The sequence below is a fragment of the Klebsiella sp. P1927 genome (assembly GCF_018204675.1).
Lineage (GTDB): Bacteria > Pseudomonadota > Gammaproteobacteria > Enterobacterales > Enterobacteriaceae > Klebsiella > Klebsiella pneumoniae.
In genome coordinates this window covers 1,776,711-1,791,029 of the sequence record NZ_CP073377.1, presented here as the reverse complement: position 1 = coordinate 1,791,029, position 14,319 = coordinate 1,776,711, and the positions used below count along the sequence as shown (strand labels likewise).

Annotated in this window: 19 protein-coding genes; all 19 read right to left on the bottom strand. The window is 54.3% G+C overall.

The annotated features are described in order from the left end of the window. Positions 1-2: 2 nt before the first annotated feature. The 19 genes from KB892_RS09015 to KB892_RS08925 all read right to left on the bottom strand — a co-directional run bounded on the left by KB892_RS09015 (position 3) and on the right by KB892_RS08925 (position 14,011). A complete protein-coding gene (locus KB892_RS09015; protein WP_021312699.1) occupies positions 3-305 on the bottom strand; it encodes a phage baseplate plug family protein in 303 nt (100 codons plus the stop codon). Then, complete coding sequence (locus KB892_RS09010; protein ID WP_038435203.1) at positions 306-881, bottom strand: phage baseplate protein; 576 nt, start codon at positions 879-881, stop codon at positions 306-308. It lies immediately after the preceding gene. Beyond that, positions 881-2,803: a hypothetical protein gene (locus tag KB892_RS09005; protein WP_163622914.1), complete on the bottom strand. Its 1,923-nt coding sequence runs from the start codon at positions 2,801-2,803 to the stop codon at positions 881-883. The genes KB892_RS09010 and KB892_RS09005 overlap by 1 nt, the downstream gene beginning before the upstream one ends. Further along, complete coding sequence (locus tag KB892_RS09000; RefSeq protein ID WP_016244729.1) at positions 2,793-2,945, bottom strand: DUF6889 family protein; 153 nt, start codon at positions 2,943-2,945, stop codon at positions 2,793-2,795. Before KB892_RS09000 ends, KB892_RS09005 begins: the two co-directional genes overlap by 11 nt. Positions 2,946-2,986: 41 nt before the next feature. Continuing rightward, positions 2,987-3,406, bottom strand: coding sequence for a phage tail assembly chaperone (locus tag KB892_RS08995; RefSeq protein WP_029498703.1), 420 nt, complete (start codon positions 3,404-3,406; stop codon positions 2,987-2,989). Positions 3,407-3,409: 3 nt separating this feature from the next. Next, positions 3,410-3,850 carry a DUF3277 family protein gene (locus KB892_RS08990; RefSeq protein ID WP_029498705.1) on the bottom strand — a complete coding sequence of 147 codons (441 nt, stop codon included), beginning with the start codon at positions 3,848-3,850 and terminating at the stop codon, positions 3,410-3,412. 10 nt (positions 3,851-3,860) lie between these two features. Beyond that, positions 3,861-5,012, bottom strand: coding sequence for a DUF3383 family protein (locus tag KB892_RS08985; protein ID WP_029498708.1), 1,152 nt, complete (start codon positions 5,010-5,012; stop codon positions 3,861-3,863). Between the two features lies 1 nt (position 5,013). Next, positions 5,014-5,565 carry a phage neck terminator protein gene (locus tag KB892_RS08980; protein WP_163622913.1) on the bottom strand — a complete coding sequence of 184 codons (552 nt, stop codon included), beginning with the start codon at positions 5,563-5,565 and terminating at the stop codon, positions 5,014-5,016. Further along, entirely contained in the window at positions 5,558-5,962 is a 405-nt protein-coding gene (locus KB892_RS08975; protein ID WP_163622912.1) for a head-tail adaptor, read from the bottom strand. The genes KB892_RS08980 and KB892_RS08975 overlap by 8 nt, the downstream gene beginning before the upstream one ends. After that, positions 5,962-6,468 (bottom strand): hypothetical protein, encoded by a 507-nt coding sequence (locus tag KB892_RS08970; protein ID WP_080895756.1) that lies wholly within the window; start codon positions 6,466-6,468, stop codon positions 5,962-5,964. Before KB892_RS08970 ends, KB892_RS08975 begins: the two co-directional genes overlap by 1 nt. Beyond that, on the bottom strand, positions 6,465-6,884 hold the full coding sequence (locus KB892_RS08965; RefSeq protein ID WP_163622911.1) for a DUF4054 domain-containing protein: 420 nt from the start codon (positions 6,882-6,884) through the stop codon (positions 6,465-6,467). Before KB892_RS08965 ends, KB892_RS08970 begins: the two co-directional genes overlap by 4 nt. Continuing rightward, the gene (locus tag KB892_RS08960) at positions 6,853-7,134 is read right to left on the bottom strand and encodes an STY1053 family phage-associated protein (protein ID WP_163622910.1); all 282 of its coding nucleotides are present in this window, start codon (positions 7,132-7,134) and stop codon (positions 6,853-6,855) included. Before KB892_RS08960 ends, KB892_RS08965 begins: the two co-directional genes overlap by 32 nt. Before the next feature lie 39 nt (positions 7,135-7,173). Next, the gene (locus KB892_RS08955) at positions 7,174-8,115 is read right to left on the bottom strand and encodes a DUF2184 domain-containing protein (RefSeq protein ID WP_163622909.1); all 942 of its coding nucleotides are present in this window, start codon (positions 8,113-8,115) and stop codon (positions 7,174-7,176) included. 11 nt (positions 8,116-8,126) lie between these two features. Then, positions 8,127-8,621, bottom strand: coding sequence for a structural cement protein Gp24 (locus KB892_RS08950; RefSeq protein ID WP_000528476.1), 495 nt, complete (start codon positions 8,619-8,621; stop codon positions 8,127-8,129). Between the two features lie 3 nt (positions 8,622-8,624). Then, positions 8,625-9,827, bottom strand: a complete 1,203-nt coding sequence (locus tag KB892_RS08945; RefSeq protein ID WP_163622908.1) for a DUF2213 domain-containing protein — start codon at positions 9,825-9,827, stop codon at positions 8,625-8,627. Positions 9,828-9,878: 51 nt separating this feature from the next. Then, on the bottom strand, positions 9,879-10,427 hold the full coding sequence (locus KB892_RS08940) for a phage head morphogenesis protein (RefSeq protein ID WP_071570780.1): 549 nt from the start codon (positions 10,425-10,427) through the stop codon (positions 9,879-9,881). A gap of 55 nt (positions 10,428-10,482) precedes the next feature. Beyond that, positions 10,483-11,934 (bottom strand): DUF1073 domain-containing protein, encoded by a 1,452-nt coding sequence (locus tag KB892_RS08935; RefSeq protein WP_163622907.1) that lies wholly within the window; start codon positions 11,932-11,934, stop codon positions 10,483-10,485. Positions 11,935-12,171: 237 nt separating this feature from the next. Beyond that, positions 12,172-13,572 carry a PBSX family phage terminase large subunit gene (locus KB892_RS08930; RefSeq protein ID WP_163622906.1) on the bottom strand — a complete coding sequence of 467 codons (1,401 nt, stop codon included), beginning with the start codon at positions 13,570-13,572 and terminating at the stop codon, positions 12,172-12,174. Beyond that, positions 13,523-14,011, bottom strand: a complete 489-nt coding sequence (locus tag KB892_RS08925) for a hypothetical protein (protein WP_004218030.1) — start codon at positions 14,009-14,011, stop codon at positions 13,523-13,525. The genes KB892_RS08930 and KB892_RS08925 overlap by 50 nt, the downstream gene beginning before the upstream one ends. Between the last annotated feature and the right edge of the window lie 308 nt (positions 14,012-14,319).

Genomic DNA, 14,319 nt, shown 5'->3' with positions numbered 1-14,319 from the left:
TTTTACTCCGTTACCGCATAAAGATGGCTATAAATCCCCAGATCGGCCTCAGTGGGATTTTCGCTGGACTGGTTGTCGCAGCCAACATAAAGCGAAAAGCCAAGCCCGAGATAGCGATACTGCGCCAGTAGGTCGGCGCCGGTGATAAGCGGGATCCCCTTTATCAGGTCCGCACCGCTGCTATCCATAATATCCAGACACCAGAAAGCAGCACGCCAGGTCACAGCCATTTGCAGACTTTGACCTGCCACAGATATGGAGAATCGCTGGTTTTCCGGGGAAAGAGGGATTTCGCTGATCGTCATTTACCCTCCCGCTACAAAGCCACTTAACCGGCTCAATATTGATTCATTTTTTTGCACTGGCGTTTTCACCCCGGAGTTTTGCACGGCTGAGGTGCTCGCCCCTAACTTCATATTGGACTTTGGAGCCACCTGCGTGGTGGTTGTGCTTGTGATAATCACTTCCCGGAGCGTCAGCACGGCAGAGAGAATATTTTCCGACGTCCTGTCGGTAGTGACCTCAAGCGCACGGATCAGCATATTGGTGTAAATCCGCTTACCGGTCACCACATCTAAAGGCACCCTGCTGCTCTGCAGATTTAACAGTTCCTGATAAGTTTCCTTCGGGCCAATACCAACGCTTAGCCCAAGAGAAGATGTATCTACGAAGTCAAGTAAGGAACCGCCGCCAGCAAAACCGACCTGCATTACCACTTCCGAAGGACGTCGAAATGCATGGTCGGAAATTGCTGCGCCAACCTCTACGGGATGCTCGGTTATTTCAAGAGAGTCATCGTGCTTTTCTGAAATAACAACACTGGGGACTATCAGCCCGATCCGCCTGCTCTGCTGCTGAAAGAGAGTAGAAAGAATATCCATCATCCTGCTCCAGTTTGGTTATTTCTCAGCACTCTGGCATTAGCATCAAGCTGGCGGCGACTGACTTCCTGTCCAATTTCCTGCGCATTACCGCCATAGATGTTGTAGGTGTTTTGCTGATTCACCTGCGCTCCAGCAGCCTGATGGGCAAGCGGGCTATTCCAGTTCGAATACCCCTCTTTGCGGGCCATAGACTGCATGAGCATAGCCATCGTATTGGGGTCGGACAGGTTTAATGCTGCCGTCGGCGATACACCCATCCAGCCAGCAACGTCACGGGCATATTTGGCAGGATCGTTGTTATCGGCCGCAGGCGCCCAGGTGCTGACGATATCCATGATAGTCTGCAGGCGGCGCCCGGTCGTTTTCCCTGTGAAGTACCGCATGAGCTGGTTTTTCATGGCCTCCCAGCCTTCGAGCGCAGATCCAAAATTACGGAAACCTCCGCCGCCTACAGGTCGAATATTCCCCGGATTATTGTTCCGATCGGCAAGAGTTTTCTGGTTATGCTCATACCAGCCGCCATCACTGAAGCGGGTTTTAATCTCTTCCCAGAAGCCAAGAACCTTGCCCCGAGCGTTGACGGCACTACTGGTTACTCCAGGCAGAGCGTCAGGCTGATCGCTTCCCTGTTTGAGTAGCGCTTTACCAATACTGGCAGCATCCGACCAGCGACCGTCCTTGATAGCGTTAAGCAGGTCGCCGATCATACTCAGCATCTTGCTAAACTCACCCATCTGGGTAATGAAATTGCTGAAATCCCATTTCAAAGACCAGGATTTAGGGTCGATATTGAGCAGCTTTGCCAGCGCTTTCCCGAGGTCGAGGACAGTCTGTTTCAGGTCGCCGACCATCTTCACTGCTGCGTCTACTTCAGGCTTCCATTTCTCCCAATCGATAAGGCTTTTACCACCTTCTCTGAAGGTTTTGTAATCCTCCCAGAGTAAAGCTATAGCTGCCGCCAGACCGAGCACCCACGTAATCGGAGACGCGAGCATAGCGCGGTTGAGCATCCACCATGCAGCGGTTAGCGCTCCAATTAGTTCGATCAGCTGCTGCGACTGCTTATCAAGAGAGTCCCACCAGTCGCTGATACTCTGACCCAACTGGATAAGGCGGTAAATTACCCTGCCTACCATCTCGCCAGCCCAGAGAATTCCTTTCACGGTGCCGGTTATTGCGCCTTCAATTTTCGGGAAGTTTTCCAGTATCTGGCGACGCAGCCTGTCGAGAGAGCCAGCCAGACCATCTGCCAGATTAGAGCCGATTTTGTCGCGCGCCATGCTGGCCGCTTCACTGAGAGAGCGGAGCGAAGTCATAAACCGGTTGGATGCAGCTGCTGCCTGATCCGGGTTAAACCCGATGGCCTTTTTCATGGCGTTGTACTGGCCCATGTACTCGCCGATACCGCGACGCATTGCCATCAGGGTGTTTTCATCCAGACCCAGCATCTGAGCGTACTGGTTCGCGCGGTAATACGGCATGCTGCTAAGACGCTGGCCGACGCCGGTAAAGATCGTCGCCATATCCCGCATGTTGCCGCTGGCATCACGCGTTTGAACCCCCAGCCGGTTCAGGAAACCCTCAGCGCCGGGATTGTTACGCATGAACCTGGCAAGATTTTCGAGAGAGCCGCGGGCCCCGTCGACACTGCCGCCAACCTGACTAACCGCATACCCAATCTGCTTAATGCCCTCCACCGTCGCGCCTGTGCGCTGAGAGGCCCAGTACAGGTCGTCGAGACCGCTGGCAATTTTCGCGGTGAATGCAACGACGGAAAGCGCCGCTGCCTCAACTTTGACGCCCAGCTCAATCGCTTTAAGCGTTGTCCCGGCAACGACGGCATCGAATTTTCTGGCGCCAGCCTCATCAACTTTGAACCCAAGCGAGATCAGAAAGTCCTTGAGCGTTTCAGCGTTCATTAGCCTCTCTCCATTTCGCTATACGGTTTTCGTTATCGGCTTTCAGGTCCAGCCAGTCATTCATACGGGCAATATCAGCCAGGTCTACTGATCCATCTTTCAGGGCGGTGTAGGGGATAAGCCCGGCATCCACCGGGCGCATCAGGAAATCCTCGCCTTCTGGCATGGATTCCAGGACAGGACCTATGGCTGGGTAGGCGTCCCGCTGCCGGGGAGTTCTTTCAAAAAATTTCCCAGGCTGTCGGCGACCACCCGCGCCACCAGCTGCAGCATCGTGAACAGGTCGATATCGTCGAACATCAGTACGCCCTGATCGAAGACTTTCGCCCAGCCCTTTTCGTGCTGGCGGGAAACGACGCTCAGACACGGATGAATCACCGCGTTAACGTCCTCGTCCGGCAGCGCGGCCAGCGTATCGGCAATTTTCGGCAGCACGCTTTCCAGCACTGCACCAGAGTTACCCGCAGCGGCCTGCGCTTTCAGCGTAGAGAATTCACTGACCAGACCAGCCAGCACGGGCAGAAGCTTACGACTGACCTTCAGCTGCTGGAAAACGTCGAGTTTCGCTGTGCGGTAGTTAACGCCCTTAATTTCAAATTCCATCGATTAAAACTCCCCCAGCAGTTGGTCAATCTTACCGGCGTCAAATACCCACGACACCGTATTGCCAACCTTGGCGTTAGCGTGATCCGGCTGCTTCTGGAATGCGCAGCTACGCGCGGTGGTGATATCACCTGATACTTTGTTGCGAATGACAATGACGTTATTGCCCCACGTCGCCGATGACAGGCTCTGTGCGTTGTACATCAGCGAGAGTTTTTTGTTTACCGGGGAGGTTTTCAGCAACGTTACCGTGATAGTGCCGCTCTTTCCGGCGTGCAGGCTGTGCATCACCTCGCCATCGGCGCCAATGGTCATGGTGTTTTTGGCCTCTGTCATTGTGACAGTAATGCCCTCTTCGGCGTTCGCTGAGCCGTAGCCAAGCTCAACTAACCCGGTAGGCCCTGCGAGAGAGGCCGAAACATCAAGAAACGAATACGTAGACATCTATGGCTCCTTAGCGCACGACCGTGATTGCGACGGTGCCGTAATGAACGGCTCCGGCCAGTTTCCCGGCAACCTGAATTGGCACACCTTTACGCGCTTCGCGATCGACCTGAAGCTGGTCATCAACGTTTTCTGCCCAGGTGTAATAGCCCTTCGTCAGCATGTCACCGGTATTGAGCTGTCCAATCGGGCCACCAGTCCATTTGCCCGGCGCAAAGAGACCGTTTTGCACAGCCTTATCGAGCACCAGCTCAATGTTGGCGATACGGGTTGTGGTACCGGCGTCGGTCTGGGGGATTTTGGTTGTGCTCGTATAGAGCGTGTTGTAGTCAGCCGTCTGTACGGCGTTCTGCAACCAGTCGAGGCCATGGCGCTCGTCGAAGAAATCGCCGTTTGCCATAACGCCTTGCTCAAGAATCGCTGTATCGTTTTCGTAGTACACGTAAACGTTGCAGTTCTTCGCCTCCAGGTTGTTAGCCTGCGAGGTACCCAGGGTTTCGTAGGTAATGCCCGGCAGCTGTTTAAACTTGAGGGTGATCGTCGTGTTGCTTCCGGTGAAGTCAACAGTGAACGCACGCGCAAACGAGGACAGCGCAGCATAGCGACTGCTGGTCGAATACTGGATAAAGGTACGGCTGTATTTCGCTGCTTTCAGCTTGGAAGCCAGATCCGTCGTGGTAGCCGCGTCAAGAATCGTTGAATCAGCCGAGGTAACGCCAAAGATGCGGGATACACTCGCGGCTTCGATAGCCGCCGCCACACTGATAATGTCGGTGTCGGAAGGATAATCAGCTACCGGCACGGCAAGATGAAGGCCATACCATGAATTCCAGTCCAGCAAAGCGTTAACCGCCTGCAGGAGGCTTTCTGCGCTGCCTGTTTCGCCAGTGGCCAGCGTTTTTGCCCAGCGACCGACATACACCAGAGTCGGCTGCGGTTGCTGTGAGAACCAGATAACAGCCGCTGCATACTCCTGGCTGTCTACACCAAAGTCATCGCCGATATCATCAGCGCTGGAGTAAAGGCGCAGCCGCTCAGAAATCGGAATAACAGTTGAGTCGCCCAGGATGAGCATTGAGCCAAAATTGCGCCCCTGCGCGGCCCGAGCAGAAAGCGTCACCGTCACGTTAGCGATACGGTTAAGGGGAAGCCCTTTTTCCATGTTAGTCTCCGGTAACTATCGTGACGTTAGGGTCAACGACAGATTTAACGTTGTAGGTACGGGTGTTTTTGCGGGAAAGGGTCACGGCAAGGTCATACCGGCGCACCCACTGGTTGTTGATCAATTCGGGGAGGTTTCGTATATCATCAGCGCTCACCAGCGACAAACCAGAGATTCGTCGCAACGTATCTGCGTTTTGATCTACAAACATTCCGTCGCGAAACCGCGTGGCCATCCCGGAACCGCCGGGGCCATAGAAACAGAAAAGCACCTGGATGCTCTCCCATGACCATTGCTCGCTTTGCTCTTCGCTTACCTGGACATTTGCAGGTGTACCGGGTCGTGAGAGCGTGGAAAAGTTAAACCCGCACCACGTCTCACCGTTCGGCGGTATTTTTGACTGGGGATCAGTAAACCTTGGCAATACCAGGTTAACCGCAATCCCCGTCACGCCTCTTACCCAGCGACTCAGTTGCTTTTCCAGCTCCTTATCGTAATCAGGAGCATCCCCGGCGGGGGTTAGATACCCAGGCTCTGTGCTGTCGTTACTCAACGGGAATCCCTCCGTTAAACTCCAGCAGCTCGCAATGTGCCTGCACGAACCCGGCACCGTATCGGGTGTACGGATCGACAAAGGTCACGCGGTACCGTCTGCCGCTGTATAAAACGATATCAGCGTCGAGTTCTGGCGTTGAGTCACTGGCAGGCATCCCCTGCGTTAGCCTGAACTGGGTAACGATGAGGATGGCGCCATTGATATTTTGCCCGGCGGCCATTCGCTTAGCCTCAAGCGAGCGATCGACGGTTACGACACCAGAGAACGGAATAGCCTGCGAGGTATTGGTTGGAAAATTATCTTCGTCCACCGTCTGCACCTGTCGGTGACATACCAGTGTTAGATCGACAAAATCCGGGTCTAACAGGACCTCTGTCACATCGAGTAGCGGCATTATTTTTTCCTCACGACATACTGAATCGCTCTGAAAAGGAATCCGCGGGCACGCAACGGCTTGTCGCCAGGGATAGGCGGTTTCATTTCTCTGCGCTTCTTGATGGTCTTTTCAGATAGTGGGGTCAGCCGATCGCCTGCCTCAATGACAGCCTTAGAGGCATCACGCGCAATCTGGCCTGCGGCCTCAAGATGCATCGACGCCACATCTGCCTTACCCTCAAGCGCAGACTGAGCGGCCAGCTTTAAACGCTCGGTCGTTTTATCCCGCGAATCCTCAATACCCATGTCCAGAAATGGCCTTGGAGGCAGAGTAACGGTCTCCCCGTCTATCTCTACGGTTGCCCCGGTGGACTGGAGATACCCCAGCTCAGCGTTGCTCAGCGGCGCATCATCGCGCGGAGGGCCTGCCGGGATACCAACCAGCACATCAGTGCCTGACAGTTGCTTCAGCGCATCCAGAACGACGTTGTAATTGTCTTCCCGAATTGTGAGCCCGCTTTTCATTCCGGCGTCCCCAGTTGAACCGCTCCGGCACCAAACATCATCAGGTATTCCCAGAACTCCGATCCGTAACGGGAGTTGTTCCAGAAACCGGCATTAGGGTCCAGAGTTGCGCTTGCGTCGTAACTGGCTGAAACCTTATCCACTGATTTCGCGGTCTGTATTCCGCTATTTACACCACCAGCAGTACCCACAGCCATACCACGCATATCGGCGGCGTAAAGGTACATGTAGTGCGCAACATACAGCCCGACGATGTAGGGAAAGATATCCACACCAAAGCGCGACTCACTCAGCAGGGCATCAGCAAGATTCAGTCGAACCTGGATCATTGGCGTGGGGTACTTTGTTTCGTCAGCGAACTGCGGGAAGGTTGCCCTGAACTGCTCAGGCGTCGGCAGACTTTGATTTCTTGCCATTATCGGTAGTCTCCGGCAATTGCGCTTCGAGTTCAGCAATACGCGCGTCTTTCTCGGCGATTTTTGCTTCCAGCTCAGCAATGCGCGGGTCTTCTGCGACCGCTGGCGCTTCGCCATCCGGTGAGCAGTGCGCTTTTACGAACCAGTGATTAGCAACCGTTTCATCAACGTCGTGGAAGCCAACCGGGAAATGCTTTTGCTCTTTGCCGTCGTAGAAGTTAAACGGGGAGAGTACGTAAATCTTTTTCATTGCAAGTCCTCAGGAGCGGCCCTTCCGGGCCGCCGCAGGTTAGATACCGTCGACGTAGGCCAAAGTTTCCGGATAAACCGGCTCTAATGCACCCAGCTTGCCGTAATAGGTTACGAGCTGATACAGGCCGCGATACTGGATCGGCACGCTCATCAGCGGAACCATCGGGAATCGAACGTATTTCTTGTCGTTGGTGTAGAAAACCATGCGATCAGAGTTCGACACGCCGCGACCTTTCGCCCATTTCACCGGACGGATGTTCAGAGGGCGCCCGTTCTGGTGGTATGCGATGGTGTTGGTTTCCAGATAGGTCAGCAGTGACTGGTTACCAGCGCTGGATACGATGGTGCTTGCCAGCAGAGAGAACTGCTCCGGCGGGATCAGCAGGTCCGTCGGCACCATGGAGTAAGCCGAGTTGGCCCACGCTGCACTCAGCCCGGCATTAATGCTCGCCCGGATTTCGTCAGCGGTGGAGGTCGCCCAGGTCTTCGCTGCGTTGGTCGGCGTTACCTGCGTCAGGTTCATCAGGCCTTTAACGTTCAGACCGGAATCGCCGATATAAACCTGCTCGTCCGTGTCCATGTTCCACTTCAGCTGCATACCGTCGTACTTCTGCGTGTCGATCGGGCGACCAACTTGCGCAGCTGCCTGCAGTTCTGGAACAGTCCAGCCAAGCTCCATACCCCACAGAGTAAGCGGGAAGCCAGTTTTTGCGATGTCGACGTTAAGTCCAGCCATCGCAGTAGCGGCTTTGCTCAGCCAGTTTTTACCGTTGGCATTCGGTGTACCGGCAGCGGCAAAGGTGGTGTTAGTGAACGAGCTGATCTCGTCAGCAATAGACACGTCTTCACGCAACTGGATATCGCGCGACCAGGTGTAATTCACCAGCGGCAGATTCAGTGTCTGATCGAGACGCTCCAGCTCATGGACAAGAAAGGCACCAGTGCCGTCGACTGTCGCCTGGTCAAATGTCATTGGCATTTGCGATTTCCTTAAATATTGAAGGCCAGCTCAATGTTGCCGCTGGTGTCGCCAGGGCCATTGAAGTAAGCGTTAGTGATCTGGACGGTATTCGAGCCATCAGCGGCGGCAAGGAACGCGCCGAGAGGGCTTGAGGCGGATGGTGTGGCCACTCGCATGTAGACCGGGCCATGCAGCGCAACGCTGGATGCATCCGCGCCGATGTTTACCGTGACGTAACCACGTACCAGGCAATCGCCGGTGAAGTTTTTACCGCTGCCTACCTGCTGGACTTTATCCGGCTGGCTGGCGGTCGGATACGGACGAACGTAAATGCCCACCAGCACCGACGCTGTATCGCTCGCAGCGATTGGCACAAATTTCCCGGAGGAAATCTTGCCGCCAAGGCCGTAAGCGGGGAAAAGGTTGGAGGAGTCCAGCAGTTGAGGTTCAACCGTCAGATCCTGCGGACGAGAAATTGCCCCGGCGATGCCCGCTGGCATCCGGTAAAGAAATGTATTACCCATTGGTTAGCCTCGTTTAGACCAGAATTCCTGCGCGGCCTGATTCATACCGGCAATGGTTTTAACAGTGGTGGCAGTCTGCGTTTGCAGGCTGTCGACGGTTTTGGTATTGCGGTTTTTCGCCAGCTCAGAAACAGCCGTGAAAGCCATATCTACCGTGGCTTTTTTCAGCTTGCTGATATCGGCATCACCGACAATAGAGCGCACCAGAGATTGATCTGCAGAGGCGAGCACCTGACGCTTGAATGCTGTCGGCTTCGCCTTCTCTGGCAACTGGATGCCTGGCTGAATCAGATCGGCACGGTAAGCGGCGTCGCCGGTAACCTTACCCTCTTCTTCCTTTTTCTCCTCTTCGTCCTCGGCATCGCCGGTACCAGGAGAAGCTGCCGCAGGCGTGAGTTTGGCAACCGCCTCAATCAGCGCCTTACCCCATGCAGGAATTTCTTCCTCGGCATCGCCGGTACCAGGCAATGCCGGGCCGGGAAGTGGATTTTGCGGCGCAAGGTTAATGATCACTCCGCCGGGTGTCATAGAGGTCGATACATCGTTATCGCCCGTGACATCATCAGGCGGGTTGTCGATAAGATTCGCCATTTCGGCGGCATCGTTGGTTTTACGGGCCTTCAACAGCCGGGTAAACCAGTTTTTAGTAGTGCTCGGCATAGCGTCTCCCAATGCACAACGTGAACCAGCCCGCCCGTTAGGGACAAAGGCCAGATGATTACCGGTTATCGCGTACTGCTCTGCGATGCCCGGCGAGATTTGTCGGTAGTCAGCGTCATAACCGCAACTCACCTCTTCGTCGCCGTTCTCCACTGCCTGAATGGCCTCAGGCGTTTTGGCAATGACGTCCGCCAGCAGCAGGTCTGATTTATCACCCGCGCCTCGGCGAACGTTCTGGATGTGCCCGTTAGAGAGTTGCCGCCAGTTTTCTGGCGTGACGAAGATGATGTTTCCGCTGAAGTCTTTGGGGTGGCCTATCGTGACGGCCATACCCTCAAACGATGCGATAGTGCGCTCGCTGAAAACTTCTTCAGGCGTGCGCTGTACGGTTATGAGTCCGTGGCTATCAGGCTGCAGGTCAGGCAGCTCCTCAGCGCCATATACCTGCTCACCAGTCCTTGCGATCGGGACGTCCTTAAACAGGACTGACCCATCAGCAAGTTGAAAGCGGGTATTACCCAGGCGGGTTTTAAAGAAATATTTCATGGGTTACCTGCTGAATTGCGGGCATTGAAAAGGACGCTCATTGGCGGCCTGTTATTTTTTTGGTTCGGGGATCTGCACTTCTGGCCAGCAATCGCAGTTCGGCAGGCATCCGGCGTGTCCGGTCATGCCGTCAAGCGTTGGCGGGTTATCCCAGCGCACAAATTTATCTTTCATTCCTCGGTGCGATGTCCTGGTACCAGCCCCCTTGATGCGCCACCAGTACCCCTCAGAACCAACGGACAGTGCCCGAGCCTGAGTTAATGCGGTAGTGGCGCGGCCTATCTCAGTGCGGGCTATCATCCGCGCCCTGCTGGCCGCCACGTCGCCGGACTGCATGATCATCTCGTAAAGCTGATCTGGACGCTCACCATGGATGACAGCTTGTATTGCACGCTCCTGAATTTCCCTGACTCGTCCTGCCGCCTCTAATGGCAGAGACTTCATGTAGCGAATCTGTCGGTAAACGATGTCTTGTGCGACCATGCCGACAGGAGTGTTACCAATCACGTCACGCAGACCAGCAGATATTTCTTCCGAAACAGAGCGCCACTGATTCCACTCTTCACGCTCCACCTGGGCAAACATCTTTCGACCGACCATTTCGGCCCAGTCGTCGATCACCCCGGAGTAGTCAACAAGCGATTTAGCAATGCTCTCAGCGCTTGCCTGTGAACCATCGTAGGAACCCGTGACGATTTGATTTATCTGGTCGACTATCGCCAGTAGGCTTTTCTGATACTGGACCTCTGATCGGCGGCGGAGGGCTGGTTTCAGATTCAGTCTCCTGCCACTGTTTCGCCGCATTCTGGATATCCTCATCGCTAATTGAAGCACCGATGCCGGTAACGTCAGACAGCTCGCGCAAATCGGTCAGCGCAGCAGCCGGGGACATTCCCAAATCACGCACCGCGGTTGCCAGAGCGGTAGTCGTGTTGGTCGCCACCGTGGAGCGATCGGTGTCGCTCATCTGCCACAGGGGGTTAAACTCAAAGGTGAAATCTTCCGGCAACGGATCGCCAAACTCTGAGCGATGCAGTACATCGAATAACAGGCGGATGTGAGGCCGTAAATCTCGCTCCTGAAGCGTTCCCACGTCGTCGTAGTAGTTCGCGAGGTCAGCGTCACCGGTTGAAAAACCCTTCGGTGACTGACGGAACAAGCGGACAAGAGGGATGCCAACAGCACCCGCAATATCCTCTTTAAACTCGCTAAGCAGGTCAGACAGGCCCGCGAAAGAATAGGAATGTGTTTCAAATTCGTCCTCCGAATCAAACAGGGACATACCCTCGTTCGTCTGGTACTGGCGGACCATTTCCATATTCTTGATAAGCGCTTCAAACGCCTTACCGCCGGTGGCGATAATTTCACGCAGCTTTTTAATCTTTGCCGTTCGCAGATGCGCCTTGTAGGCAAGCTGGGCGGCGCCGACGCTGGTGCTATCGTAGGAAGTCAGGCGATCGAAGATGCGCTCGACAATGGACATCCCCCACTCGTTTTCGGTGATTTTCTGCTGGTAGGGCAGTTTCACACCATCCATGCGGATCAGTCTGCTGTGGTGAACGGTCCACGCAGGAAGCCCCTGCGCCGTCGTCACGATGTCATAGAATTCAGGCTTGCCGAGGTTGGGGCCAAGCGCCTTAATGCGCCTGGTGAGCTGTGGGTTAATCATCCAGCGGTCAAGTACAGCCAGACCTTTAAAGCTGCCCTTGCCAACCTTATCCAGCACCAGCGGCGTCAGCGGTGCCTGACCTTCAATCAGAATCAGCGCTACCGCCCCGCCATACAGCCGGGACCATTTCAGCGTCTCGTTGATGCAATCCCAAAGCTGAAGCTCATCGAACCGCGACTCCAGAATGCCACGGCGTTTCGGGTCTATCTCACTGGTGATCCGCACGCCCTTTTTGGTCATATCGTCCGCTTTCGAATCGACTGCGGCGCCAATAATCCAGGAGGAACGATAAGCCCACTCAATGAGCAGGCGGTTGCGGCTGGTATAGTTCGCCCTGTAGGTCGATGCGGCATGCTGGTTAGGCTGCTGCATACCGACACGGGCAACAAAGTTATCGTACGAATCCGCCGTGGCGACTCGTCCTGTTTTCTTCGCCATGGTGACTATTCTCCGGCTTTTTCGGTACTCGTGGCGGATAGGATAATTTGTTAAAAAACGACCCGATTTAACATAATGACTGTTACCCGCACCAGCCGGATACCTCCCATGATGAAATGTCCGCCAAAGGCTTATTTATCAGGGTTAAGTGGCTAAAAGCGCGTGAATAAAACATGCATAAACAGGGTCGAAAAATGAATAGCGTTAATTTTGCGTGAAACGGTTATTTCCAGGTATTTAGCTGTTTCCCAGCGCTTCCCAGATATCCATTGCCGTATCGGTTGGAGCAAACGCCATGATGAACGCGTCGGCCACGTTCGGCGATGGTACGTCACGCTTGGCGAGGTCTTTCTTGCTTTCCACCATCACGCGACCGTTTTTGTCAAAATCACGGTGCGGGGTGGCAAGTTCCAGCTTGAGCTTTTCCAGCAGCGGACAGGATGAGTCAATGCTAATAAGCTCATCTACCGGGTACTGCTCGCCGTTCTTTACCGCGTTGAAGGTGTTACGGAAGCGATCCGCTACCAGCCACCAGGTTTGCGCTTTGAGGTTGGCGAAAAAATCCTTATTCGGGATGCCAATATATTCGTAGTCCGGCTCATTCACACCAGCGCCTGCATTGAATCGCTGATAATTGATGCGGGATGCATTCATGTTTTCGCGCTTACGATCCTCATTAATTTCTGAGAATTTCGCGCCAGCAGATGCCCCAACGCCGATTGAGTCGTAGACGATACCAGCATCACGCTCCAGTGCCGCCTGATACGTACGCTGGCAGCTCTTCAGCAATTCGTCTTCTTTCGCCTTCCACTCATCCGCCCAGTACACGACGGAGCCGTGACGATAGACGTTAGCGCACTTATCGGCGCCGCTATCAGCAACGTCGAAGCCAATACGCTTGCGCCCGCTCGGCTCGAAATTAAGGACTTTGTGGGCATCAACGGCCGCCTCAATCCATGACAGCTTGATAATGGCCGCATCATCATCCGACTCTGGCACGCCTTCGTAGACGTGCTTAAACCCATCCGGATCCCGGCGTTTAGCGGCTTCGATAACCTTCAGCATGGTGTCGGACAAAAAGGGGTTTTCATCGTAGTTGATTTTGCGTATCAGCGTATCTTCTGGCGGATCGACCACAAAGTTACGCCACACGAAATCAGTCACCAGCCCGGGGTTAAAGATAAACCAGCACTCTGATCCCTCTTTACGGATGGTTGGCTCCAGTATCTTCCACTGGTATTCCGTCAGCGCGTGGGCCTCTTCGAGCCACAGAACGCTGATACCTTCCAGAGACTTAATCTCTTCAATGTTTCGCCAGAGCCCATAAAAGACGAATTCAGACCCGGTCACCCGGTTAATGATTTTGTTGTTCAGAATGCGGAAACGATGCCGCAGGCCAAAGCGGTCAATCTGAATTTTGAGCAGGGTATACACCGACTCTTCAATTTTGTTCTGGATCTGACGTGCACAGCAAAAGCGCAGGCTGTATTTATTCGACAGAAATATGGCTATGCCAGCGGCATCCCACGATTTTGACGATGACCGGCCACCATAAAGCACTTTGTTACGCGCCTGCGTCGTCCAGAAGCTACGCAGGACCGGATTCAGCGTCGGTTTGGATGTCAGAGTAGAAGTCATTGAGGTCACGCTCTCCGTTGCCATCATCAATACCTGCATCACGGCGAAGACGATCGGCCTCCAGCGACACCTTATCAGTAGCAGCCTTGCGATAGTCTGTATCAGCAAATATTTTGCCTACCGTCGCAAGCGTGCCGACGATGGACTCAATACGAACGGTATTGCGCATCATCGCCTTCTCGGCGGCGCTGATATTTTCCATCAACACCTTTCTTTCCTGGTCCCCTTCAGCATCATCCAGCTTGGTCAACCACCGGCCAATATTCTCTGCGGCGACAAGGTTGTTAGCCCGAAGGCGAAATAATTCGTCTTCGAGTGTCAACGCTTTCGCGTCTTCAATGACCTCATCTTTGAGCAGAAGGCGCCGGGCGTAACCACCATGCTTTAACGCCTGCTGGTTGCCGGGTTGGAATGGGTTGGTCGGCGGATCGGTACGCACCCCGCGTATCGGTTTCGTATCTGGTGGAGGCTCGGCTTTTGGTTGCGTACTTTTTTGCGTGCGGCCAGCGCTGGCAGGCTTTTCGCTGGTACGCGCCTTACTCTTTTGCGTACCACTTTGCGTACCATTTTTGCGTACCTGCGTACCGCTATTGCGTACCCAGTCAAACTTTTTAGCCCTCTTCCTGATAGCCCCTTCAGTAACGCCGTATTTATCGCCTATATCACGGAGACTAAGGACTCCGGCCCGGTATGCCGATTCGATGGCCTCCCAGTCCGGTTTTGCCATAATTTTGTCCTCGCCTTGAC